We start from the raw sequence: 23924 nt of genomic DNA on the forward strand, positions 1-23924 counted from the left end.
GCCGTGCGGCGGGGTGGGCGGTGCTGAAAACCTCGATCTTCAGCACACCGCTATCGTGCCGGCTCCCAGCTGTCGGGGATTCAGCTGCCGTTGAGGGTGCGCAGGCCCTGGGCCAGGTCGTCGGCGTTCATGCAGGGGGTGATGGTGACCTCGGCGTTGAGTTCCCAGAGCGGTTCCAGGTAGGGGACCAGGGAGGACTCGGCGGGGAGGTCGGCGAAGAGGTAGGCGCAGCGGCGGCCGGCCGTGGGGGCGAAGTAGGCGGCCTCGGGCTTGAGGGTGGCCATCACGCCTTCGAGGGCCTTGGGCATGGTGCCGTCGGTGATCAGCCGGTTGGCGGTCGCGGTGTCGAACTCGACCTGGATGAGGGTGCGCATGGTCCTGGCACCTTTCGTCACCTGGAGGTGGTGACGGGTCGGCGGGTGACGTCGGCTCGTCCTTGCACACCAGCGTCTCGCGTGCCATCGGGCGGCGCCATCCGGGTGAGTCAGGCGGCGGTGGCCTCGGTCTTCTCGGCGGCGCGGGCCAGGTCGTGGTGGATCGGTCCGTCGCCGGCCGAGAGCGGGAGGCAGGAGCCGCCGCGGCGGTGCGCGACGATCTCGGCGGCGACCGAGACGGCGGTCTCCTCGGGGGTGCGGGCACCGAGGTCGAGGCCGATCGGGGAGCGAAGGCGGCCGATCTCGGCGTCGGTCAGGCCGACCTCGCGGAGCCGGGCGTTGCGGTCGCGGTGGGTCTTCCGGGAGCCCATCGCGCCGACGAAGGCGAGCGGCAGCCGCAGGGCGCGCTCCAGCAGCGGGATGTCGAACTTGGCGTCGTGGGTCAGCACGCAGAGCACGGTCCGGCCGTCGACGGCGGCGAGCTGCGACTCCAGGTAGCGGTGCGGCCAGTCGACCACCACCTCGTCCGCCTCGGGGAAGCGCCGGGCGGTGGCGAAGACCGGGCGGGCGTCGCAGACGGTGACCCGGTAGCCGAGGAACTTGCCGATCCGCACCACCGCCGCCGCGAAGTCGATCGCGCCGAAGACGATCATCCGGGGCGCGGGCACGTACGACTCGATGAAGAAGGTGACGGTGCCCTGGTCGGCGTCGTCGCAGGGGCGGCCGTCCAGGCCGAGCACCAGCTGTCCGGTGCGGCCCGCGTCCAGCATGGCCCGCGCCTCGGCGACGGCGGCCCGTTCCAGGGCGAAGGTCGTCGAGGGGGCCGGGGTGAGCGAGCCGTGGTGGGTGTCGGCGGTGACCGCGACGGTGGCGCCGAGCAGGGCGGCCGGTCCTGCCACGATCCGGGCCAGGGCGACCGGGGTGCCGGAGGCGATGTAGGTGATGCCCGCGTCGAGCGCGGGGTCGGCGCCGGGGACGACCGGCTGGACGAAGACGTCCAGGAGGCCGCCGCAGGTGAGGCCGACCGCGAAGGCGTCCTCGTCGCTGTAGCCGAAGCGTTCGAGCACCGGGGTGCCGGAGGCGATCGCCTCCCGGCAGAGCTCGTACACCGCGCCCTCGACGCAGCCGCCGGAGACCGAGCCGATCGCCTCGCCGGCCGCGTCCACCGCGAGCGCCGCCCCCGGGTCGCGCGGCGCGCTGCCGGAGACGCCGACCACGGTGGCCACGGCGAAGGAGCGCCCGGAGGAGTGCCAGGCCAGCAACTGCTCGGCGATGTCCTGCATTTCGGGGGCTCCCAACGGAAGAAGAGGGGGTGGAACGGGGCAGCCGCTGTGCGAGGGCTGACCCCCCGCACAGCGGCTCTGGTACTAGTGAACTCCCAGCCACGCCTTGATCGGGGTCAGGGCGAAGTAGATCAGGAAGACACCGGTGAGGATCCACATCAGCGGACCGGGCTCGCGCCACTTGCCGCGACCCGCCTTGATCACGCAGTAGGTGATCACACCGGCCGCGACACCCGCGGTGATGCTGTAGGTGAACGGCATCAGGACGCAGGTGAGGAAGGCCGGGATGGCCACCTCGCGGTCGGACCAGTCGATGTGCCGGGCCTGACTCATCATCATGGAGCCGATCACCACCAGGGCGGCCGAGGCCACCTGGACCGGCACCATGCCCGCGAGCGGGGTGAAGAACAGCATCAGGGTGAAGACACCACCGGTGACCACCGAGGCCAGGCCGGTCCTGGCACCCTCGCCGACGCCGGTCGCGGACTCGACGAAGACGGTCTGCCCGGAGGCACCCGCCACCCCGCCGATGGCGCCGCCGGCGCCGTCCACGAAGAGCGCCTTGCTCAGACCGGGCATCCGGCCCTGCTTGTCGGCCAGACCGGCCTCGGTGCCGACGCCGATGATGGTGGCCATCGCGTCGAAGAAGCCGGCCAGCACCAGGGTGAAGACGGCGACCGAGGCGGAGATGGCGCCCATGCCCTGGCTGCCGAAGGCACCGAACAGGTCGACGTGGCCGAACAGGCCGAAGTCGGGGGCGTCCACCGGGCTGCCGGGCCACTTGGGCACCTGCAGACCCCAGACCTTGTCGTCCAGGCCGGCCGCCGCGTTCACGATGAAGGCGATCGCGGTGCCGGTGGCGAGGCCGATCAGGATCGCGCCCCGGGTGTTGCGGACCAGCAGCACGAAGATGGTCAGCAGGGTGATCGAGAAGATCAGCACGGGCCAGCCGGACAGCTCACCGGTGGGGCCGAGCGAGAGCAGCGGGCCCTTGCCCTGGTAGACGAAGCCCGCCTTGGCCAGACCGATCAGGGCGATGAACAGGCCGATGCCTATGGTGATCGCGTGCTTGATCGGCAGCGGGATGCCGTTCATGATCTTCTCGCGCAGACCGGAGACCACCAGCAGCACGATGGCCAGACCGTAGATCACGCAGAGGCCGAACGCCTGTTCCCAGGTGGTGTGCGGGACGACGATCGCGGAGATCGCGCCGGAGACCGAGAGTCCGGCCGCCGCGGCCAGCGGGACGTTGCCGACCACGCCGAGCAGGATCGTCGTCACGGCGGCCGCGAGCGCGGTGGCCGTGGTGAGCTGCGCGTGGTCCAGGTGCACCCCGTTCTTGTCGGCGCCGCCGAGCAGGATCGGGTTGAGCAGCAGGATGTAGGCCATCGCCATGAAGGTGGTGAGGCCACCGCGGAGCTCGTTGCCGAAGGTGGAGCCGCGCGCCGAGATCTTGAAGTAGGCGTCCAGCGCGTTCTTCGGCGGGTTTGCCTCGGACGGCGTGAGGGAGTCGTCCGTGGCGGGTCTGTCGTCAGTGGTGCCGGGCTCCGTGGAGATCCGGGTCATGTCCACTCCCAAGGTTCAAAGGGGGTTGGGGTGGGCGAGCCGACCTGATTTGCCGGTTGGAGGAGGCACAGGGGGACTGTTCGACTCACGAGGTACGCACTCAAGCGGTGCGGGGGTGGTACGCACTGCTGCAGAACCCCGGCGTGGGAGAGGCGGCAGCGATGGTGCTTGATGATGCGTCAATGCGGTGTTCTCTTGTGGTGCGCCCCGGGGCGGCGGGGAAGACGGTCGCCGCCCCGGGGAGGTTTGGGGCTAGAGCGTCCCGGTGAGGTGCTCCGGCCGGACCGGGATCCGGGTCAGGGCGATCCCGGTGGCGGCCCTGATCGCGGCGACGATCGAGGGCGTGGCCGAGACGGTGGGGGCCTCGCCGACGCCGCGCAGTCCGTACGGGGCGTTCGGGTCGGGGAGTTCGAGGATCTCGACCGGAATCGGCGGGGTGTCCAGGATGGTGGGGATCAGGTAGTCGGTGAAGGAGGCGTTGCGCACCTTCCCGTCCTTGACCACGATCTCCTCCATCACGGCCAGGCCGAGCGCCTGGGTGCAGCCACCCTGGATCTGGCCGACCACCGAGAGCGGGTTGAGCGCCTTGCCGACGTCCTGGACGGCGGTCAGCTCGACCACCTTGATCAGGCCCAGCTCGACGTCCACGTCGACCACCGCGCGGTTGGCGCAGAAGGTGTACTGGACGTGGCCGAAGCCCTGCCCGGTCTCCTTGTCGAACGGGACGGTCGGGCGGTGGTGGTGCTCGCGGGTGAGGTCGATGGCCTCCTCGCCGAGCAGGTCCACCATCGGCACCAGCACGCCGGCCGACTCGGAGACCACCTTGCCACCGACCAGGTCGATGTCGTCGTGGATCCAGCCGTAGCGCCGGCGGCCCTTGCTGATCAGCGCCTGCTTGACCGCCTCGGCGGCCAGCTTCACCGCACCACCGGTCATGTAGGTCTGCCGCGAGGCGGAGGTCGAACCGGCCGACCCCACCTCGGTGTTGGCCGGGTGGATGGTGACCTGCTCGACACCGAGCTCGGTGCGGGCGATCTGGGCGTGCACGGTGACGCCGCCCTGGCCGACCTCGGCCATCGCGGTGTGCACCATGGCGACCGGCTCGCCGCCGATGACCTCCAGGCGGACCCGGGCGGTGGAGTAGTCGTCGAAGCCCTCGGAGAAGCCGACGTTCTTGATGCCGACCGAGTAGCCGACGCCGCGCACGATGCCCTCGCCGTGCGAGGTGTTCGACAGCGCGCCCGGGACCTGGCGGATGTCCAGGTTGTCCAGGTCGAGCGGCGGCGGCAGCGGCATGTCCTTGACCCGCTGGAGCAGCTCGGCGACCGGGGCCGGCGAGTCGATCAGCTGGCCGGTGGGCATGTGGTCGCCCTCGGACATCGCGTTCAGCTGCCGCAGCTCGACCGGGTCCATGCCCAGCTCGGCCGCCAGCTTGTCCATCTGGGTCTCGTAGCCGAAGGCCGCCTGGACCGCGCCGAAGCCGCGCATCGCGCCGCAGGACGGGTTGTTGCTGTAGAGCGCGATGGCGTGCATCCGGACGTTCGGGATCACGTACGGGCCGTGGCCCAGCGAGGCGGCGTTGCCGACCACGGCGGGGGAGGCGGAGGCGTACGCGCCGCCGTCCAGCACCAGCCGGGCGTCGGCGTAGACCAGCCTGCCGTCGCGGGTGGCGCCGTGCTCGTAGTACATCTTGGCCGGGTGGCGGTGCACGTGGCCGAAGAAGGACTCGTCCCGGGCGTAGACGATCTTGACCGGCTTGCCGGTGTGCATCGCCAGCAGCGAGGCGTGGATCTGCATCGAGAGGTCCTCGCGGCCGCCGAAGGCACCGCCGACACCCGCCAGGGTGAGCCGGACCTTCTCCTCCGGCAGGCCCAGCACGGGGGCCATCTGCTGCCGGTCCACGTGCAGCCACTGGGTGGCCACGTAGAGGTCGATGCCGCCGTCCTCGGAGGGGACCGCGAGACCGGACTCCGGGCCGAGGAACGCCTGGTCCTGCATGCCGACCTCGTAGTGGCCGCTGACCACCACGTCGGCCAGCGCGCGGACCTCGTCGGTCACGCCGAGGCCGGAGACCAGCTTCTGCTCGTGGCAGATGTTGTCGTACCCGTGCGACTTGTACTCGTGCGGCTCGTGCACGTAGCCGTAGGTCCCCGGGTCGAGGCACTGCTCCTCGGTGACGATCGGGGCGAGCACCTCGTACTCGACCTTGATCTTCTTCACCGCGCGGCGGGCCGTCTCCGGGTGGTCGGCCGCGACCAGCGCGATCGCCTCACCGTGGTAGCGGACCTTGTCGATCGCCAGCGCGGGCTGGTCCTGGATCTCCAGGCCGTAGAACTTCGAGCCCGGGATGTCCTTGTGGGTCAGCACCGCGTAGACGCCGGGCACCTTGAGCGCCTCGGAGATGTCGACGCCGATCAGGTTGGCCCGGGGGTGCGGCGAGCGGAGCGCCATGCCCCAGAGCATGTCCTCGTGCCACATGTCCGAGGAGTAGGCGAACTCGCCCTTGACCTTGAGGTTGCCGTCCGGGCGCAGCGGCGAGCCGCCGATGCCGTCCGGGCTGGAGGTCCGGATGTCCTGCAGGTTCTTCTGGCCGTGGATGGTGCGAGTGCTCATTCGGAGGCCGCCTTCGCGCACTTGCGGGCGGAAGCCAGCCGCACCGCGTCCATGATCTTCTCGTAACCGGTGCAGCGGCACAGGTTGCCCGACAGCGCCTCGCGGATGTCGTTGTCGCTCGGCTGCGGCTCGTTGTCGAGCAGCGCGTCGGTCTGCACCAGCAGGCCGGGGGTGCAGAAGCCGCACTGCACGGCGCCGGCGTCGATGAACGCCTGCTGGACCAGGCCCAGCTCGCCGTTCTCCTCGGCCAGGCCCTCGACCGTGCGGACCTCGCGGTCCTGCACCTGGCCGGCCGCGACCAGACAGGAACAGACCGGGGTGCCGTCCAGGTAGACCGTGCAGGAACCGCACTCGCCCTGCTCGCAGGCGTTCTTGGAGCCCGGCAGGCCGACCCGCTCGCGCAGGACGTAGAGCAGGCTCTCGCCCTCCCACACGTCGTCCGCCTCGACCGGCTTGCCGTTGGCGGTGAATGTGACCCTCATGCCGCGCTCCTGATCTGCTTGCTGTAGTCGTTCCAGGTCCAGGTCAGCGTGCGGCGGGCCATCACGGCCAGCGAGTGCCGGCGGTAGTCGGCGGTGCCCCGGACGTCGTCGATCGGCGAGGCGGCGGCCTTCACCAGCTCACCGAACCGCTGGATCACCTCGGCGCCCAGCAGGTCGCCCGACTCCCACAGGCCGCGCTCGGCGAGCACGCCCTGCAGGTACTCCTCGGCCTCCACGGCGCGGCGCGGCGTGGGGGCAGCCGAGCCGATCCCGGTACCGACCGTGCCGTTCTTCGGGTGCAGCGCGAAACCGAACGCGCAGACCGCGATGACCATCGCGTTCCGGGTGCCGATCTTCGAGAACTGCTGTGGGCCGTCCGCCACCGGGATGTGGACGGCGCGGATCAGCTCGTCCTGCTCCAGGCTGTTGCGCTTGACGCCGACGTAGAACTCGTCGATCGGGATCATCCGGGTGCCGCGGACCGAGGCGGCCTCGACGAAGACGTCCCGTCCGGCGGCGAGCAGCGCGGGGTGCGCGTCACCGGCGGGCGAGGCGCCACCGAGGTTGCCGCCGACGCCGCCGCGGTTGCGGATCTGCGGCGAGCCCACGGTGTGCGAGGCGAGCGCGAGACCGGGGAGGGGCCCGGACAGCTCGTCGATGATCCGGGTGTAGGGGACCGAGGCGCCGAGCCTGACGACGTCGCCGTCGTTCGACCACTCGGTCAGCTCGGTGATGCGGTTCAGGTCGAGAATCGCGGATGGCCGGTGCACGTCGAAGTTCATCTCGACCATGACGTCCGTACCGCCCGAGATCGGCAGCGCGGTCGGGTACTCAGCCTTCGCCGCGAGCGCCTCGTCCCAGGTAGCGGGCCGAAGGAACTCCATGCGGGTCTCTCCTCAAGTCGGTGCCGGCCGGACAAGTGGGCACAGTGCCCGGTATTCGGTGTATCGGACCTTGCTACCGCCTCGTTGCCTCGGCGTTGAGTCCTGGTCACCGGGGTGTGTCCGGCGGCGTGTTGCCAGTGAACCGCCGACCGCTCACCCGGAGGCAGTCACCGATGGCATGAAGCCCTTGCCTCGCTGTCGCCCGGCATCCTGTACGTTCCTCTAAGGCGGACAATTGCCCTGTACAGCGAAGTGCGCGCCACTACTTACGACCGTAATCCGGCCGTGATTCGGATGCTACGGCCCCGTGACCCGGCGCCCGGTTGATACGTAACACCGACGCCCCCGACTCGGGCACACTGTCCCCCCGAACCACCAGAACAGACGAAGGAGTCCGCGGATGCGCGTCCGAGACCTGCTCGCCCCCGGGGCCCCACGACTGCGCCTGCTCGCCGCCGAGGACGAGCTCGACCGGCAGGTCAGCGGCGTGATGACGACCGACCTGCACGACCCCGGCCGCTACCTGCACGGCGGTGAGCTGGTGCTCACCGGCATGCTCTGGCGGACCGGCCCGGAAGACTCCGAGCGCTTCGTGCGCACCATCGTGGCGGGCGGCGCGGTGGCCCTGGCGGCCGGTGAGGCCGAGGTCGGCCCGGTCCCCGAGGACCTGGTGGACGCCTGCCGCCGGCACCGGATGCCGCTGCTCGCGGTGCCCGACGACATCGCCTTCGGCACCGTCACCGAGTTCATCGGCCGGCAGGTCTCGGCCGACCGGGCCGCCGACCTGGCGGCGCTGGTGGACCGGCACCGGCTGCTGGTCTCCGCCGCCGGCGGCGGCGGTCTGGACGCCGTGCTGGAGCTGCTCGGCGGCGACATCGACCTGGACTGCTGGGTGCTCGCCCCCACCGGCCGGGTGATCGCCGGGCCCGCCGACCGGCTCTCCGCCGAGGACCGCGACCAGCTGGTCCGGGCCCACCTGGCCGCCCAGCGCCAGCGCCGCCGCCCGCCGCACCGGGCCCGGCTGGCCAGCGGCTCGTACTCGCTGATCCCCGCCCCCGCCTCCACCGAGGCGGACGCCTCGCTCGCCGACTGGGTGCTCGCGGTCGCCGGGGACGTCACCGAGTGGACCGGCAAGCGCCAGCAGCTGGCCGACAACCTGGCCCGGCTGGCCGCCGCCGAACGCACCCGCCGGGACGAGGGCCGCCGACTGCGCCGCCGGCTCGCCGACGAGGTGCTGACGCTGCTTCAGCGCGACGCCGACCCGGCCGAGATCAGCCGCACGCTGTACGCCTCCTCGGCGATGGCCGCCCGGTACGAGGGTGCGGCCGTGGGGCCCACGGTGGCCGAGGGATCCTGGTTGGTGCTGAGCGCGGAAGGGACGGGACTGCCGGAAGGGGCGGTGCGGTCGATCCTGGAGGAAGCTCTCACCGACGCCTCCGACCGCGCCCTGGTGGCCGGCGCCGGTACCGGCGCCGTGGTGGTGCTGCCGGCCCCCGACACCACCGTGCCCGCCGACGCGCTGCGCGAGCTGCTCGCCCCGCTGGAGGCCGGGCTCGGCTCGGAGGGCCGGATCACCCTGGGCGTCTCCGCCCCGGCCGCCGAGGCGGGCGGCCTGCGCGGCGCGCTGGAGGAGGCCCGGCACGCCCGCCGGATCGCCGCCGCCCGGGTCGGCCGGATCTGCGTGGCCGGACCCGAGGAGCTCGCCTCGCACGTGCTGCTGCTCGCGGCGGTGCCGGACGAGGTCCGCCGCGCCTTCCGCAGCCGGCTGCTGGACAAGGTGATCGCGTACGACATCGAGCACCAGGCCGACCTGGTCCGCACCCTGGAGGCGTTCCTCCGCTCGGACGGCTCCTGGACCCGCTGCGCCGCCCAGCTGCACGTGCACGTCAACACGCTGCGCTACCGGATCGGCCGGATCGAGGAGCTGACGGGCCGTGACCTGTCCCGGCTGGAGGACCGGGTGGACTTCTACCTGGCGCTCGAACTGGCCTGACGCCGCCCACCATCTGCCGGTCGGTCTGAGCCCCGGAACGTCGAAGGGCCCACCGGGTGAACCGGTGGGCCCTTCGTGCCGCCGCTGCGTCAGTGGTTGGCCGGGATGATCGTGGTGAGCCACTTGAAGACGTCGGGGACCATCGGCTTCCAGACGTCGCTGGAGTGGGAGCCGGTGCTCTCCACCGGGGTGACGGTGGTCGGGGCCTTGGCGGCCGCCTTGAGGGCGAGCGCGGCCTCGTAGCCGTCGCCCTTGTTGCCACTGAGGTAGAAGGCGACCTTCGGCGGGTGGGCGGAGTTCCGCAGGATGTTGACCGGGTTGGACTTCTCCCGCAGCGCAGGGTCCTTCGCGGTGAGCGAGTCGGGCTCCTGGGCCGGGTCGTTGTAGCCGGAGAGGCTGATGCTGGCGCGGTAGCGGTTGGGGTGCTCGGCGCCGAGCTTGGTGGCGCAGTGGGCGCCGGCCGAGTACCCGGCGACCGCCCAGCGGTCGGGGGAGGGGTCGGCGCGGAAGTTGTCCAGCACCATCTGCGGGACGTCCCGGGACAGCCAGGTGTCGGCGTTGACCTTGCCGGGGATGTCGGCGCAGCCGGTGTCCTGGCCCTTGCCGAGCAGCAGGGTGCGCGGCGAGACCAGGATGAACGGCGCCACCTGGCCGCTCTCCATCAGCGGCTTGAGCTGCTCGGAGACCCGCAGGGTGCCGTACCAGGTGGAGGAGGAGCCGGGGTAGCCGGGGAGCAGCTCGACCACCGGGAACTTCTTGTCCTTGAACTCGGGCTTGTCGTACTGCGGCGGCGTCCAGACCAGCACCTCGCCGTCCACCCCGGAGACCCGGCCCTTGAGGTCGGTGCGCTTCACGTCACCGGGCACCTTGGGGTCGTCCACGGTGCTGAAGGACTGGATCACCTTGGGCTCGGGGGACTTGCCGGACTTGCCGTCGCCGGCCGCGTCGTCGCCCACGCTCGGGACGGCCCGGACGTGGTTGCCGGTGCCGAGCAGGTCGGACCAGCTGCCGTAGATCAGGTTGGCGTTGTTGACCATCACGAACACCATCACCACGGCCGTCACCTGACAGGCCAGGATCATCACCAGTCTCGCCAGCACCCGGGCCGGCTGCGGCCCGCGCACCCGCCCCCAGAGCAGCAGCGCCGCCGCGATGGAGACCGGCACGAGGATGATCGTGCAGATGAGGAAAGGGGTGCCAGTGAGTTGCATCAAGTTCTCGTATCCGGATCGTCCGCCGCCCCGGACCCGCATCGCCCCGGAAGCACTTCGATGGGATCAGACGTTTTCGAACGGTGGATCAGTTTCGCTCGAACCTTGGTGAAAGCTGAGAGAAACGTCACGTTTTCCGTGAGAACTGTCTGAACGGCCTGGACCAGTGTGCCACTCACTTGGGCGTACACGTCGAACGGGTACAGCCGACTCCCAGCGAGTCGGCCGGATCGAACAGCCCGGTACTGGAAACTGTCGGGGTGTCAGTCCGCCGGTTCCGCCCCGCCCTCCTGCCGCTCGCGGCGCTCCTGCTGGTCACCGTGACGTCGGCCGGGTGCAGCAGCACCGGCGGGCGCCGCGCCGAACAGGCCCGCGACCGGGCCGCGACCGCGGGCGGCGCGGTCGACACCCCGCGCTGGACGGTCGCCATGGTGACCCACGCGGGCGCGGGCGACGCGTTCTGGGACACCGTCCGCAAGGGCGCCGAACAGGCCGCCGCGAAGGACAACATCACCTTTCTGTACTCCAACGACGCACAGACCCAGAACCAGGTGCAGCTGATCCAGGCCGCGATCGACCAGCGGGTGGACGGGCTGCTGGTCTCGCTGGCCAAGGGCGAGGCGCTGACCGACGTGCTGGGCAAGGCGAAGGCGGCCGGCATCCCGGTGATCAGCATCAACTCGGGCCAGGAGTTCTCGGCCCGGTTCGGCGCGCTCACCCACATCGGGCAGGACGAGGGCACCGCGGGGAAGGCGGCCGGCACCGAGCTGGGCGCCCGCGGGCGCAAGTCGGTGCTCTGCGTGATCCACGAACAGGGCAACATCGGCCAGGAGCAGCGCTGCGGCGGCGCCAAGGGCGCCTTCGACGGCACCCTGCAGACCCTGTACGTGGACGGGGTCAACCTGCCCGACGCCCGGGCCGCGATCGCCGCCAAGCTGCAGGCCGACCCGGCGGTGGACACCGTGCTCACGCTCAGCGCCCCGCTGGCCGCGACCGGCCTGCAGTCCGTCCAGGACGCCCGCCGCCCGGTCGAGCTGGACACCTTCGACCTCGGCACCCAGGTGGTGGCCGGGCTGCAGGCGGGCACGGTCGGCTTCGCGGTGGACCAGCAGCCGTACCTCCAGGGCTACCAGGGCGTGGACCTGCTCTGGCTCCACCGCTACAACCTGGACGTGCTGGGCGGCGGCGGTCCGGTGCTGACCGGCCCGCAGATCCTCACCAAGGACGACGCGGCCGCGCTGGCCACGTACGTGGCCCGGGGGACCCGATGAGCACCGACCTGCTGGTCTCCCGGCCGCCCGGCAGGCACCGGCGGGCCCGCCCGGAGCTGGGGGCGGCGCTGGCGGCGGTGGCGGTGCTGGTGTTCTTCTCGGTGGTGGCCGACAGCTTCCTGCGGGCCTCCTCGATCGGCACCGTGCTGTACGCCGCCTCGACCATCGGCATCATGGCGGTGCCGGTCTCGCTGCTGATGATCGGCGGCGAGTTCGACCTCTCGGCGGGCGTGCTGGTGACCAGCGCCGCGCTCACCTCCTCGATGGTCAGCTACCAGCTGACCGCCGTGACCTGGGTCGGGGTGCTGGTCTCGCTGCTGGTGACGCTGGCGGTCAGCGGGTTCAACGGCTGGATGCTCGGGCGCACCCGGCTGCCCAGCTTCATCGTGACGCTGGGCACCTTCCTGATGCTGACCGGCGCCAACCTGGGCCTCACCAAACTGGTCTCCGGCACCGTCACCACCAAGCCGATCGGCGACATGCAGGGCTTCGGCTCCTGCCGCTGGCTGTTCGCCTCGGAGCTGACGGTGGGCGGGCTGACCGTGCGGGCCACCGTCTGGTGGTGGCTCGCCCTGGTGGCGGTCGCCTCCTGGGTGCTGCTGCGCACCAGGTACGGCAACTGGGTGTTCGCGGTCGGCGGCGACGCCGGGGCGGCCCGCGCGGTCGGCGTCCCGGTCGGCCGGACCAAGACCGGCCTGTACCTCGGCGTCGGCTTCTGTGCCTGGGTGCTCGGCCAGCACCTGCTGTTCTCCTTCGACACCGTGCAGTCCGGCGAGGGGGTCGGCAACGAGCTGATCTACATCGTGGCGGCGGTGATCGGCGGCTGTCTGATCACCGGCGGCTACGGCTCGGTGGTCGGCGGCGCGCTGGGCGCGCTGATCTTCGGCATGGTCAGCAAGGGCATCGTGTACGCGCAGTGGAACCCGGACTGGTTCAAGTTCTTCCTGGGCGCGATGCTGCTGCTGGCCGCGCTGCTCAACTCCTGGGTCAAGCAACGGGCGGAGCGCGGTCGGTGAACCTGCTGACACTGGAGGACGTGGGCAAGACCTACGGCAGCGTCCGGGCGCTGGAGGGCGTCTCGCTGACGGTGCGCCAGGGGGAGATCTCCTGCGTGCTGGGCGACAACGGGGCCGGCAAGTCCACCCTGATCAAGATCATCGCCGGGCTGCACCGGCACGACGAGGGCCGCTATCTGATCGGTGATCAGGAGGTCAGGCTGAGCTCGCCCCGGCAGGCCATCGACCGGGGCATCGCGACGGTCTACCAGGACCTCGCGGTGGTCCCACTGATGCCGGTCTGGCGGAACTTCTTCCTCGGCGCCGAGCTCGGCGGCCGGTTCAGGATGGACCGCGCCCGGATGCGGCGGATCACCCGGGAGGCGCTGGCCCGGATGGGCATCGAGCTGGCCGACGTGGACCAGCCGATCGGCACCCTCTCCGGCGGCCAGCGGCAGTGCGTGGCGATCGCCCGGGCGGTGCACTTCGGCGCCCGCGCCCTGGTGCTGGACGAGCCGACCGCCGCGCTCGGCGTCAAGCAGTCCGGGGTGGTGCTCAAGTACGTGGCGGCGGCCCGGGCGGAGGGCCTGGGCGTGGTGCTGATCACCCACAACCCGCACCACGCCTACCTGGTCGGCGACCACTTCACCCTGCTCAAGCGGGGCCGGATGGCGGGCAGGCACCCGCGCGACGGGATCACCCTGGAGCGGCTCACCACCGAGATGGCGGGCGGCTCCGAGCTGGCCGAGCTCTCGCACGAGCTGGGCGGCGCGGCCGGCCGGCCGGGCCCGGAGGCGGACCACCGACCCGGCGCGGGAGGATGAGCCCCCGTACGTTCCCGACCCGGTTGAAGGAGCACCTGTGAGCACCCCGCAGCGCCCCGCCGTCCTGCCCACCCTGCTCGGCATCGGCCCCCGGGCCGAGCGGCGGCGGCGGTCGCTGCCCGCGAGCATCCTGCGGCTGCCCACGGTCGGGGTGGACATCGGCGGTACCAAGGTGGTGGCCGGAGTGGTGGACGGCGAGGGCAAAGTGCTGGAGCGGCTGCGCACCGACACCCCCGACAAGAGCAAGAGCCCCCGGGTGGTCGAGGACGTGATCGTCGACCTGGTGCTCCAGCTGGCGGACCGGCACGACGTGCACGCGGTCGGCGTCGGCGCGGCCGGCTGGGTGGACGCGGAGCGCTCCCGGGTGCTGTTCGCCCCGCACCTGAACTGGCGGAACGAGCCGCTGCGGGAGGCGCTGAGCGCCCGGCTGCGGTTCCCGGTGGTGGTGGAGAACGACGCCAACGCGGCCGCCTGGGCCGAGTGGCGGTTCGGCGCCGGGCGGGGCGAGGAGCACATGGTGATGCTCACCCTGGGCACCGGCATCGGCGGCGCCCAGGTCAGGGACGGCTACGTGGACCGGGGCAAGTACGGGCTGGCCGGGGAGTTCGGGCACATGCAGGTGGTGCCCGGCGGGCACCGCTGCCCGTGCGGCAACCGGGGCTGCTGGGAGCAGTACTCCTCCGGCAACGCGCTGGTCCGGGACGCCCGGGAGCTGGTGGCCGAGGAGTCGCCGGTGGTGCAGCCGCTGCTCGCGCTGGCGGGCGGCACGGCGGCCGGGCTGACCGGCCCGCTGATCACCGAGGCGGCCCGGGGCGGCGACCCGGTCGCCACCGAGCTGCTCTACGAGGTGGGCACCTGGCTGGGCGTCGGCATCGCCAACCTGGCGGCGGCGCTGGACCCCGGACGGTTCGTGATCGGCGGCGGGGTCTCCGAGTCGGGGGAGCTGCTGCTCGCACCGGCCCGGAACGCCTTCCGGCGCACGCTGACCGGGCGCGGCTTCCGGCCCGAGGCCGAGATCGTGCACGCGGCGCTGGGCAACGACGCCGGACTGGTCGGCGCGGCCGACCTGGCCCGGCAGGTGGCCCGGCGGTTCCGGACCATCAAGCGGCACCGGGTGGAGCGCGCGGTCACCGGGTGACCCCGGCCCGCAGAGTTCCCCAATAGTTACGCCTACAGATCTTCTGCGCCGGGGAAAGCCCGGCTAGCATCCGCCTGTGGCAGCGATATCGAAGCTCCGGTACGGCATTCCCCGGGTGAGCACCGGGCGGTGGGCAGGTCTGCTGCTCTGTGCCGCCTTCGCCCTGGCCGACGGGCTGCTGCTCGGTGAGCGGGCCCCGGTCGGTGCGGTCGCCCTGCTCCTGCTCCCCGCGCTGGCGGCCCTGCCGCTCGCGGTCGGGATCACGGCCGAGTCCACCTTGCGGGTGCTCCCGGTGCTGTCCGGTGTGCTGACCTTCGGCCTGCTCGGCCTGCTGCTCGGGGCCGGCAGCCCGGTCCGGTACGCGGGCCTGGCCGCCGCCGTCCTGCTGACCGTGCTGTCCGCCGTCTCCGGCCGCCGCGACCGCCGCCGGGGCCCGGCCGAGGCGCTCTCCGCCGCCGACCGCGAGGACCTGCGCGACGCCTACCCGGCGACCGCCACCGTCTGACCCGGCGTCAGCCGGCCCGGCGGTAGCTGCCGCCGTCCCTGGTCCGCTCCAGCAGTCCGGCGATCACCAGGTACCGGCGCAGTGCGGAGAAGTCCTCGTGCACCGTCAGCAGCGCCTCGTTGACCTCCCGCTCGCCGTACTCCCGCCCGGGCTCGAACAGCGTGTGCGCGAGATGGGTGAGCAACTGCTCCCGCCGGGCGGGCTTGCGCGGGATCGCGGTCAGCCGCCCCTGGGCGGTGAAGAGCGCGGACACCCCGCGCGACGTGCTGGTACCGGTATCGGACATGGGCGGCAGCCTCTCCCGGCCGGGCGGTCCCGGGCAAGCCGTTTTGTCCCGCCGGCACCCCGGCACCCCGGCACCCCGACACCCGGCGGGCACGGCACTAGCCGGCCGCGCCGATCGCGGTGCCCGTCCGGTACAGCTCCACCAGCAGCGGCCGCAGCGCCCGCCCGGCGGCCGTCAGCTCGTACCGGGTGCGGACCGGGAAGCCGCGCAGCCGCTGACGGACCACCAGCCGGCGTTCCTCCAGCACCCGCAGGCGCTCCGTCAGCACCTTCGGGCTGATCTCCGGCAGCCGGTCCCGGAGGTCGCCGAAGGCGTGCGGCCCGTGCATCAGCTCCCGCAGCACCAGGGTGGTCCACCGGCCGGAGACCGCGGCCAGCGCCAGCTCCACCGGGCAGCCGGCCTCCGGCCGGCCGGTGCGGCCGCGTTCGTCCGGCACCAACTCGGCGTCCCAGCCCCGCTCCGCGTGGGTTTCCCTTTGGTGAGCCACGCCGCCGCCGGGTTCACTGCCGCCATGACCACTTCCGCTCATGCCCCCACTCTCGCCCTCACCACCGACGCCGGGCAACACCCGGCCGTGTTCGCCGCCGCGTTCAACTCCGGTGACCCCGCGCTGGTCCGGCAGGTCTACGCGCCCGGCGCGGTCTTCGTCCCCGAGCCCGGCCACCCGGTCACCGGCGACGGGATCCACTCCGCCACCGTGCGGTTCCTCGCCCTCGGTCTCCCGATCACCGTCCACCCCCGGCACGTCTACACCGTCGAGGACATCGCCCTGCTGGTCGTCGACTGGACCATCGCCGGCCTCGACCCCGAGGGCAACCCCGTCGACCTCACCGGCACCGCCACCGACGTCGCCCGCCGGGGCCCCGACGGCTTCTGGCGCTACCTGATCGACAACCCGTTCGGCACCGCGACCCGGTAGGGCGCCCCGCCCCGCCGCAATCCGGCGGGGCTGTCCGGAAGCCAGTGCGACTCGGCCGCCGTGGCGCGAAGCCGCTGTTGTGGGGAGGGCGTCGACTGTGAAAGAACCATGAGTTGACGGCCTATCAGGAGGATTCCATGAGACTTTCCGGACTGGCCCCGCTGACCCTTGCGGGTGCGCTGATCTGTGCCCTGGCCACTCCCGCGCAGGCCCAGAGCGGCCCGCCGCCCAAGGTGCCCGAGGCCGTCGGCTGGGGCGGCGCGGTGGCCAGCGTGGACGCCGACGCCACCGCCGCCGGCCTGGAGGTGCTGCGGCGCGGCGGCAACGCGGTGGACGCCGCCGTGGCCACCGCCGCCGCGCTCGGGGTCGCCGAGCCGTACTCGGCGGGCATCGGCGGGGGCGGCTACTTCGTCCACTACGACGCCCGCACCGGGCGGGTGGAGACCCTGGACGGCCGCGAGGTGGCCGGGCGGACGGCGGGGGAGACGCTGTTCCAGGAGAACGGCGCGCCACTGGCCTTCGCCGACGCCGTGACCAGCGGCCTGAGCGTCGGGGTGCCCGGCGCACCGGCCACCTGGGCGCAGGCACTGGAGCTGTGGGGGAGCCGGGACCTGGACGAGGTCCTCAAGCCGGCCGTCAAGCTGGCGGACCGCGGGTTCACCGTCGACCAGACCTTCGTGGACCAGACCGCGCTGAACGAGACCAGGTTCCGGGCCTTCCCCGACACCAGCAAGCTGTTCCTGCCCGGCGGCAAGCTCCCGGTGCTCGGCTCGACCTTCCGCAACCCCGAACTCGCCGCCACCTACCGGGAGCTGGGCCGCAAGGGGGTGCAGACGCTGTACCGGGGCGCGCTGGCCGACGACATCGTGCGCACCCTCCAGCACCCGCCGGTCGACCCGGCCTCCGGCTGGAACGCCCGGCCCGGCAGGGTCGACCGCAAGGACCTGGCCGACTACCGGGTGATCCGCCGTCAGCCCACCCACGTCGACTACCGGGGCTACGACGTCTACGGGATGGCGCCGTCCTCCTCCGGCGGGACCACCGTCGGCGAGGCGCTCGGCATCCTGGAGCACAGCGACCTCGGCGCGGTGAGCGCCACCCAGTACCTGCACCGGTACCTGGACTCCAGCCGGATCGCGTTCGCCGACCGGGGCCGCTGGGTCGGCGACCCGGCGTTCTCCCAGGTGCCGACCCGGCAACTGCTGAGCGACGAGTTCACCGCCGCCCGGGCCTGCCTGATCGACCCGGCCAAGGCGCTGACCAGCCCGCTCGCCCCCGGCGACCCGTACCACCCGGCGGCCTGCGCGACCGGTGGCCAGGCGGTGCCGGAGACCCACGAGGGCCCGAGCACCACCCACCTGACGGTGGCCGACCGTTGGGGCAACGTGGTCGCGTACACGCTGACCCTGGAGCAGACCGGCGGCAGCGGCCTGACCGTGCCGGGCCGGGGCTTCCTGCTCAACAACGAGCTGACCGACTTCTCCTTCGCGCCCGCCACCGCCGGGGTGCCCGACCCCAACCTGCCCGGGCCCGGCAAGCGGCCGCGCTCCTCGATCTCGCCGACCATGGTGCTGAAGAACGGCAAGCCGGTGGTCGCGGTCGGCACGCCCGGCGGTTCGACCATCATCACCACCGTGCTGCAGGTGCTGCTCGGCCGCCTGGACCGGGGCCTGACGCTGGAACAGGCGATCGCCGCCCCCCGCGCCAGCCAGCGCAACACCGCCGCCAGCCAGGCCGAACCGGCCTTCCTGGCGAGCCCGGAGCGGGTCGGCCTGGAGGCGCTCGGCCACAGCTTCGTGCTCAATCCGGAGATCGGTGCCGCGACCGGGGTCGAGCGCCTGCCCGACGGCCGCTGGATCGCGGCCGCCGAGCCCACCCGCCGCGGCGGCGGCTCGGCCGCCGTCGTGCACCCGACGCGCTAGACCCTGCCCTGTCGGTGTCTGGCGGTATGTTCGGAGGTGGGCACCCCTGCGGGTGCCCACCCTCGTCCGAAGCACCCATCGGGAAGGCCGCCAGCCGTGACCGTCCGCATCGCCACCTGGAACATCAACTCCGTCACCGCACGGCTGCCCAAGCTGCTGGAGTGGCTGGAGTCGGCCAAGCCCGACGTGCTCTGCCTCCAGGAGCTCAAGTGCGCTTCGGACGCCTTCCCGTACGAGGCGGTCAAGGAGCTCGGCTACGAGACCGCCGCCCACGGCACCGGCCGGTGGAACGGCGTCGCGATCGTCTCCAGGATCGGTCTGGAGGACGTCGTCCGCGACCTGCCCGAGCAGCCCGGCTTCCTGGCCGACGGCGCGCTGATCCCGGACACCGAGCCCCGGGCGATCGCCGCCACCTGCGGTCCGGTCCGGGTCTGGTCGGTCTACGTGCCGAACGGCCGCGAGGTGGACCACGCGCACTACCAGTACAAGCTGGAGTGGTTCGAGGCACTCCGGAAGGCGGTGCTGGAGGACGCGGCCGGCGAGCGCCCGTTCGCGGTGCTCGGCGACTTCAACGTGGCCCCCACCGACGAGGACGTCCACGACCCGGCCGTGTTCGCCGGGCTGACCCACGTCACCCCCGCCGAGCGGGCCGCGCTGGCCGCCCTGCGCGAGGCCGGCCTGGCGGACGTCATGCCGCGCGCGCTCAAGTACGACCGCCCGTACACCTTCTGGGACTACCGGGGGCTCGGCTTCCCGAAGAACCTCGGCATGCGGATCGACCTCACCTACGCCAACAAGCCGTTCGCCGACGCGGTGACGGACAGCTATGTGGACCGGGAGGCGCGCAAGGGCAAGGGCACCTCCGACCACGCGCCGGTGGTGGTGGACCTCGACCTCTGAGTGCGCCCCCCGGATGGGCCCGATGGGTGGCCGTCCGGGGTGGGTCTGCCTAGCGTCACAGGTGACGGGGTGTAGCTGTTCGAATACGTGGACGACGGGGTCCCCGTGCTGCACCCGAGAACCTGGAGGTACGGCATGCGCGCTTCGCGTACGGCCACCACAGTGCTGGGCGCCGCCGCCCTGCTGGCGATCGCGGCCGGGCCGGCCTCGGCCAAGAGCGTCGAGCCGGCCTGGGTGCACCCCGCCGAGGCGGGGCCCGGCCAGAGCGTGACGGTGAGCGTCACCTGCGAGACCAGCTCGGTGAAGACCATCACCGCCAACTCGCAGGCGTTCTCCACCGGCAGCGCGACCCTCACGGTCGGCCCGGACGGCAAGTACAGCGGGAAGGCGCTGCTCGCCTCGAAGGAGGAGTTCGCCGGCAAGACGCCCAAGGGCTCCAGCTGGGGCATCGACGGCAGCTGCCCGAACGGCGACACCTTCACCGGCGCGGTCGAGGTCCAGACCGCCGCCGCCCACGAGGGCGGCGGCAAGCTGCCGACCGGCCCGGTGAAGACCGGCCTGGGCGGGTCGGTCCGGACCAGCCCGGCCGAACTGGTCACCGGTGGTGCCCTGGTCAGCGCCGGGGTCGGCGGTTTCTGGCTGCTCCGGCGCCGGACCGCCCTCTGATCCGGCGTCAGCGCAGCACCGCCGTCAGCGCCCCGCCGTCGCCAGCGGGGCGCTGAGCGGTACGTTCTCCGGCCGGGTGGCCCGGACGGTGCCCTCGGCCAGCAGGTACTGGGCCGCGAGGTAGGTCGCCATGACCCAGACGCCGTGCCCGGGCAGCGCCTTCCACTCGGCCAGCTCGGTGGCGATCAGGGTGTCCGAGAGCAGGAACAGCGCCCCGCCCAGGCCGGTCCGCCAGCCCAGGCCGGCCGAGCTGACCGCGGTCGAGGAGAGCAGCAGGCTGTAGACCGCGACCGGGATCTTCAGGTCGCCGAGCCCGGGCCAGAGCTGACTGATCATCACGCCCCAGGCCGCCGCGTACGCCAGCGCGACGAGCACCGTGCGCCGGCGGTCCTCCAGCGCCCCGAGCTTCACGAACATCGTCACGTAGCAGAGGTGCGCCGCCGCGAAGGAGCCCATTCCGGCCAGGAACGCGGCCTCCCCGCCGACCTGGAGCAGCACGTCCCCGCCGGTGCTGAACGCCAGCGCCGGCACCAAGAGCTTCGGCGCGTGCTCCGCCCGGGCCGCCACCCACCCCGCCAGCAGCGGCATCAGCGCGGGCTTGGTGGCGTGCTGGACCGCGCTCGCGCCGGTGGCGATCGCCCCCAGGTGGACGGCGGAGGTGGCCGCGAAGGTGGAGAGCAGGCCGCGGGCGGTGCGGAGTCGGCCGGTGATGGTCATGCGGTGGTGCCCTCCGGGCGGTCGGTGGGGCCCGGCTGCCAGCCGGGGCCGTTGACGAGGTGGCGGAACCGGTCGCGCCAGCTGGTGGCGGCGGCCAGGTCACGGGCGATCGAGGCGTACTCGTGGGTGGCCACCCGCAGCGGGTTGTGGGTGCTCAGGTTCTTGGTGAGCCCGTAGACCGGCTTGGTGGTCTCGGGCGTGAACGAGCCGAACAGCCGGTCGAAGACGATCAGGATGCCGCCGAAGTTGCGGTCCAGGTAGCCGCCCTGCGAGGCGTGGTGCACCCGGTGGTGCGAGGGCGTGTTGAAGACGAACTCGACCGGGCGGGGCAGCCGGTCGATCCGCTCGGTGTGGATCCAGAACTGGTAGACCAGGTTGGCCGAGGAGCAGAACGCCAGCGCGGCGGGGTGCACCCCGGCCAGGATCATCGGGACGTAGAACACCCAGGTGGTCGCGCTGGTCCAGGGCTGCCGCAGCGCGGTGGAGAGGTTGTAGTGCTTGCTGGAGTGGTGCACCACGTGGCAGGCCCAGAGGATCCGGATCACGTGGTGGCCCCGGTGCGACCAGTAGTAGAAGAAGTCCTGCGCCAGCAGCATCAGCGGCACCGTCCACCAGAGCACGGGTATCCGGAGCGGCGTCAGCTCGTACAGCCCGGAGTAGATCGCCACGATCGGGATCTTCCAGGCGGCGTCGAAGGCCAGACTGCCCAGGCCCATGGTCAGGCTGGTCGCGGTGTCCTTGGCGGTGTACCCCTGCTCCTCCTCGTCGGGGTGGAAGCGGTAGGAGACCACCTCCAGGACGGTGAGCAGCACGAAGGCGGGTATCGACCACAGCACGACGTTGGGCAGGTTCGGCATGCCCAGGACGATAGGTGACACCTGGCGGCCTGCGGAAGGGGTTGTTACCGACGCGTAGGTGAGAGTACGGCGGGAATCGGCCGGAACGTGGGTCGGGTGCCCCAGGTGGGCTTGGGCACCGTCTACTCTGGTGGGCGACATGGAGCGGTACGAGGACACGGTCGGGGCCGGGGAGGCACCGACGGTGGCGACGGGCGGACGCGCGACGGGGGCGGGGCGGCTCACCGCCGACGCGATCGCCGGAGTGCCCGCGCAGGGCAGCGGCCGGGGTGCGGCCGAGCTGTTGGCCGGCCGGCTGGCGGCCGCCGGGCCGCAGGAGGCCGACGAGCTGTTCACCGCCGCGTTCGGTCTGTACGGCGCCCGGCACCTGGGCGGTGCGTTGCCGGAGGGGTCGAAGGCCGGGGCCGAGCTGAGCTGGTGGCACGGTCCGACGGTGCATCACCCGGCGGGCCTGCGGCCCCGGGAGGGCGCCCGGCGCGGTGCGCTGCCGGCCCGGCGCGGCGCCCCCGCCGCCGACGGGCGGCGCGGCCGGCACCGCAAGCCCGAGCACGCCCCGGGCGGCACCCCGGAGGAGATCGCGGTCGAGCGCCGGACCGCCGCCCGGCTGCTCGCCGCCCAGCCGCTGGTCACCGCAGACGGCCCGCACGGCGCGGGCTTCCCGCTGATCGTCCGTCACGCTGGCTGGCTGACCGAGCGGTTCGCCACCGTGCTCGGCTACCCGCTGACCGTCGGCGCCCGGTACGCCCGCCTGCACAAGGCACCGCTGCCCGGCCGCGCGCCCGCCCTGGTCGCCGGGGCCGCCTGGACCCCGGAGTCGTACGCCGCCCTGGTGCTCGCGCTGGCGGCGCTGGCCGAGCACCGGCCGGCCGGGCTCGAGCTGCCGGGGGTCCGTCAGCAGCTGGTCGAGTGGCAGGTGCTGACGGCCACCGGGCAGCCGGACCCGGAGCTGGCCAGGGCACTCGCCCCGCTGCCGGCACCGGCGCCGGTCGGCCCGGCGCTGGCGGTCCGGCGGCGGCTGGCCGAGACACCGGTGGTGCTGCTGGACGAGCTGACGCCGGAGCAGCGGCAGTGGCTGCAGGGGCGGCTGGAGCCGGAGGCCGAGCTGTTCGCCGACTTCCTCGGCCTGGAGGCGGAGGTCCGGGCCGAGGGCGTCGCCCTGCTGGACCCGGCCGACGAGCTGACCGACCTGGCGCTGCCCGGCACCGGGACCCTGGCGCAGGCGGCGCTGCTGCTGGCCGTCCGGCTGGTGGAGGAGCTGCGCCCGCTGTCCGGCGAGGCCGCGCCGCCGGCCGTGCTGATCCCGGACGCCCTGATAGACGGCGCGCTCGGCGACGTCACCGACGAGTACGGCCTGCGGGCCGGCTGGCGGCGGGACTACCTGGCCGACCTGACGGCCTTTCGGCGGGACGCGCTGGACCTGCTGCACCGGATGCAGCTGATCGCCCCGGCGGGGCGGGCCTGGCTGCTCCGGGCACCGGCCGCCCGCTACGCGCCGGAGGCGGAGCTCCCGCAGCCGCCGGGCTCGGGGCGGCACTCCCGGCCGCTGGTGGTCGGCTGACCCGGCGGGTCAGCCGCGCAGGGCCTGCTCGATCAGGGCGACGGTGGCGCGCGGGTCGGCGACCTCCACCACCAGGCGGGTGTACTTCTCGTCGGAGAGCTCGATCACCACGGCCAGGTTCGGGTTCCTGACGTCCCAGAACACCTTCTCGCCCTGGCGGTGGAAGGTGCCCGCGACGATCACGCCAGGGAGGTGGGTGCCGGGTGCCCGCACGCCCTTGGGCTCCCGGACGATGCCGGGGTCGGCGGTGGCGCCCCGGACGTTGGACAGCGGGATCTCGATCCGGCTCTTCACGGCCCAGAGCCTGTCCAGCCCCTCGACCTCGACGGTGAGGGTGTCGCCGGTCACCGAAACACGTGCCATCAGTTCTGCTCCTTCAGCTGGTCGGTGAGTGCCAGGGCGGCGTCCGCCCCGTCGCCGCCGCCCGCCCGGGCGCGCAGCCGCAGGCCGAGTACGGCCGCCACCAGGGCGGGGGCCAGCGGCGGATCGCCGAGCGCCCGCTCCAGGGCGGTCAGCCCCTCGGCCACCAGGGCGGCGACCTCGGGGTCGTGCGGGGCCCGCTCGGCCGCCGCGAGCAGCAGCAGGCCGGCCGCCGGGCCGCCGTCGAACGCGGCGACCGCCCGGTGCAGCGCGGTGCCGGGGTGGCCGACCGCCGCCAGGGCGGTGGTCAGCGGCAGGATCTCGTGGTCCAGGTGCTGCCGGAGGGCGGCCAGGTAGAGGCCGCGCTTGCTGCCGAACACCTTGTAGAGGCTGCCCCGGTGGACGCCGAGCCCCTGCACCAGGTCGTCGACCGACGTCCCGTCGAAGCCCCGGTCGGCGAACAGCCGGGCGGCGGCCCGGACGGTCTCGTCCTCGTCGAAAGCGCGTGGTCTTCCCATGCCGGTCAGCCTAGGAGTTGAGGAACGATCGGTCAAGAACGAACATTCCTGAAACCTGTTCCACTACCCATGGCGTACGCTG

The 23924-nt window shown here is 72.7% G+C and carries 24 protein-coding genes; 11 read left to right on the forward strand and 13 right to left on the reverse strand.

Annotated features, from left to right (window positions below; all coding sequences use genetic code 11):
* Positions 1-80: 80 nt before the first annotated feature.
* From OHV05_RS28435 to OHV05_RS28460, 6 genes are all read right to left on the reverse strand, one after another.
* Complete coding sequence (locus OHV05_RS28435; protein WP_405020206.1) at positions 81-374, reverse strand: hypothetical protein; 294 nt, start codon at positions 372-374, stop codon at positions 81-83.
* A 110-nt stretch (positions 375-484) separates the two neighbouring features.
* Positions 485-1657, reverse strand: coding sequence for an XdhC family protein (locus tag OHV05_RS28440; protein WP_405020207.1), 1173 nt, complete (start codon positions 1655-1657; stop codon positions 485-487).
* A gap of 84 nt (positions 1658-1741) precedes the next feature.
* The gene (locus tag OHV05_RS28445; RefSeq protein WP_405020208.1) at positions 1742-3223 is read right to left on the reverse strand and encodes an NCS2 family permease; all 1482 of its coding nucleotides are present in this window, start codon (positions 3221-3223) and stop codon (positions 1742-1744) included.
* A gap of 252 nt (positions 3224-3475) precedes the next feature.
* Positions 3476-5836, reverse strand: coding sequence for a xanthine dehydrogenase subunit D (pucD, locus tag OHV05_RS28450; protein WP_405020209.1), 2361 nt, complete (start codon positions 5834-5836; stop codon positions 3476-3478).
* A complete protein-coding gene (locus OHV05_RS28455; RefSeq protein WP_405020210.1) occupies positions 5833-6318 on the reverse strand; it encodes a (2Fe-2S)-binding protein in 486 nt (161 codons plus the stop codon). The genes pucD and OHV05_RS28455 overlap by 4 nt, the downstream gene beginning before the upstream one ends.
* On the reverse strand, positions 6315-7202 hold the full coding sequence (locus OHV05_RS28460; protein WP_403032303.1) for an FAD binding domain-containing protein: 888 nt from the start codon (positions 7200-7202) through the stop codon (positions 6315-6317). Before OHV05_RS28460 ends, OHV05_RS28455 begins: the two co-directional genes overlap by 4 nt.
* A 400-nt stretch (positions 7203-7602) precedes the next feature.
* Between OHV05_RS28460 and OHV05_RS28465 the strand changes: the two genes are divergently transcribed.
* Positions 7603-9195: a PucR family transcriptional regulator gene (locus OHV05_RS28465; protein ID WP_405020211.1), complete on the forward strand. Its 1593-nt coding sequence runs from the start codon at positions 7603-7605 to the stop codon at positions 9193-9195.
* 89 nt (positions 9196-9284) lie between these two features.
* Here the strand turns inward: OHV05_RS28465 and OHV05_RS28470 are convergent, their stop codons facing one another.
* Complete coding sequence (locus OHV05_RS28470) at positions 9285-10361, reverse strand: alpha/beta hydrolase (RefSeq protein WP_405020212.1); 1077 nt, start codon at positions 10359-10361, stop codon at positions 9285-9287.
* A 305-nt stretch (positions 10362-10666) separates the two neighbouring features.
* On the opposite strand from OHV05_RS28470, the gene OHV05_RS28475 reads away from it, so the two are divergent.
* The 5 genes from OHV05_RS28475 to OHV05_RS28495 all read left to right on the forward strand — a co-directional run bounded on the left by OHV05_RS28475 (position 10667) and on the right by OHV05_RS28495 (position 15139).
* Entirely contained in the window at positions 10667-11677 is a 1011-nt protein-coding gene (locus OHV05_RS28475) for a substrate-binding domain-containing protein (protein WP_405020213.1), read from the forward strand.
* Positions 11674-12693, forward strand: coding sequence for an ABC transporter permease (locus tag OHV05_RS28480; RefSeq protein WP_405020214.1), 1020 nt, complete (start codon positions 11674-11676; stop codon positions 12691-12693). Before OHV05_RS28475 ends, OHV05_RS28480 begins: the two co-directional genes overlap by 4 nt.
* Entirely contained in the window at positions 12660-13496 is an 837-nt protein-coding gene (locus OHV05_RS28485) for an ATP-binding cassette domain-containing protein (RefSeq protein WP_405021565.1), read from the forward strand. The genes OHV05_RS28480 and OHV05_RS28485 overlap by 34 nt, the downstream gene beginning before the upstream one ends.
* 37 nt (positions 13497-13533) lie before the next feature.
* Entirely contained in the window at positions 13534-14634 is a 1101-nt protein-coding gene (locus OHV05_RS28490) for an ROK family glucokinase (protein WP_403032291.1), read from the forward strand.
* 76 nt (positions 14635-14710) lie between these two features.
* Positions 14711-15139 (forward strand): hypothetical protein, encoded by a 429-nt coding sequence (locus tag OHV05_RS28495; protein WP_405020215.1) that lies wholly within the window; start codon positions 14711-14713, stop codon positions 15137-15139.
* 7 nt (positions 15140-15146) lie between these two features.
* Here OHV05_RS28495 and OHV05_RS28500 read toward each other — a convergent pair whose 3' ends face one another.
* Both OHV05_RS28500 and OHV05_RS28505 read right to left on the reverse strand, forming a co-directional pair.
* Complete coding sequence (locus OHV05_RS28500; RefSeq protein ID WP_405020216.1) at positions 15147-15425, reverse strand: DUF2087 domain-containing protein; 279 nt, start codon at positions 15423-15425, stop codon at positions 15147-15149.
* A 97-nt stretch (positions 15426-15522) separates the two neighbouring features.
* Complete coding sequence (locus OHV05_RS28505) at positions 15523-15912, reverse strand: winged helix-turn-helix transcriptional regulator (RefSeq protein WP_405020217.1); 390 nt, start codon at positions 15910-15912, stop codon at positions 15523-15525.
* 24 nt (positions 15913-15936) lie between these two features.
* Between OHV05_RS28505 and OHV05_RS28510 the strand changes: the two genes are divergently transcribed.
* The 4 genes from OHV05_RS28510 (at position 15937) to OHV05_RS28525 (ending at position 19832) form a co-directional block, all read left to right on the forward strand.
* Entirely contained in the window at positions 15937-16344 is a 408-nt protein-coding gene (locus OHV05_RS28510) for a YybH family protein (protein WP_405020218.1), read from the forward strand.
* Between the two features lie 137 nt (positions 16345-16481).
* A complete protein-coding gene (ggt, locus tag OHV05_RS28515) occupies positions 16482-18266 on the forward strand; it encodes a gamma-glutamyltransferase (RefSeq protein WP_405020219.1) in 1785 nt (594 codons plus the stop codon).
* Between the two features lie 96 nt (positions 18267-18362).
* Positions 18363-19166, forward strand: a complete 804-nt coding sequence (locus OHV05_RS28520) for an exodeoxyribonuclease III (protein WP_405020220.1) — start codon at positions 18363-18365, stop codon at positions 19164-19166.
* A 135-nt stretch (positions 19167-19301) separates the two neighbouring features.
* Complete coding sequence (locus OHV05_RS28525; protein WP_405020221.1) at positions 19302-19832, forward strand: hypothetical protein; 531 nt, start codon at positions 19302-19304, stop codon at positions 19830-19832.
* A 24-nt stretch (positions 19833-19856) separates the two neighbouring features.
* On the opposite strand, the gene OHV05_RS28530 is transcribed toward OHV05_RS28525, so the two are convergent.
* Together OHV05_RS28530 and OHV05_RS28535 are read right to left on the reverse strand one after the other, a co-directional pair.
* A complete protein-coding gene (locus tag OHV05_RS28530) occupies positions 19857-20549 on the reverse strand; it encodes a lysoplasmalogenase (protein ID WP_405020222.1) in 693 nt (230 codons plus the stop codon).
* The gene (locus OHV05_RS28535; RefSeq protein ID WP_405020223.1) at positions 20546-21406 is read right to left on the reverse strand and encodes a sterol desaturase family protein; all 861 of its coding nucleotides are present in this window, start codon (positions 21404-21406) and stop codon (positions 20546-20548) included. Before OHV05_RS28535 ends, OHV05_RS28530 begins: the two co-directional genes overlap by 4 nt.
* Before the next feature lie 139 nt (positions 21407-21545).
* Between OHV05_RS28535 and OHV05_RS28540 the strand changes: the two genes are divergently transcribed.
* Positions 21546-22964 carry a DUF2398 family protein gene (locus OHV05_RS28540; RefSeq protein ID WP_405020224.1) on the forward strand — a complete coding sequence of 473 codons (1419 nt, stop codon included), beginning with the start codon at positions 21546-21548 and terminating at the stop codon, positions 22962-22964.
* Between the two features lie 9 nt (positions 22965-22973).
* On the opposite strand, the gene OHV05_RS28545 is transcribed toward OHV05_RS28540, so the two are convergent.
* Together OHV05_RS28545 and OHV05_RS28550 are read right to left on the reverse strand one after the other, a co-directional pair.
* Complete coding sequence (locus OHV05_RS28545) at positions 22974-23327, reverse strand: hypothetical protein (RefSeq protein WP_405020225.1); 354 nt, start codon at positions 23325-23327, stop codon at positions 22974-22976.
* Positions 23327-23842 (reverse strand): TetR/AcrR family transcriptional regulator, encoded by a 516-nt coding sequence (locus OHV05_RS28550; protein WP_405020226.1) that lies wholly within the window; start codon positions 23840-23842, stop codon positions 23327-23329. The genes OHV05_RS28545 and OHV05_RS28550 overlap by 1 nt, the downstream gene beginning before the upstream one ends.
* Positions 23843-23924 lie beyond the last annotated feature (82 nt).

This window comes from Kitasatospora sp. NBC_00070, from assembly GCF_045041205.1.
Lineage (GTDB): Bacteria > Actinomycetota > Actinomycetes > Streptomycetales > Streptomycetaceae > Kitasatospora.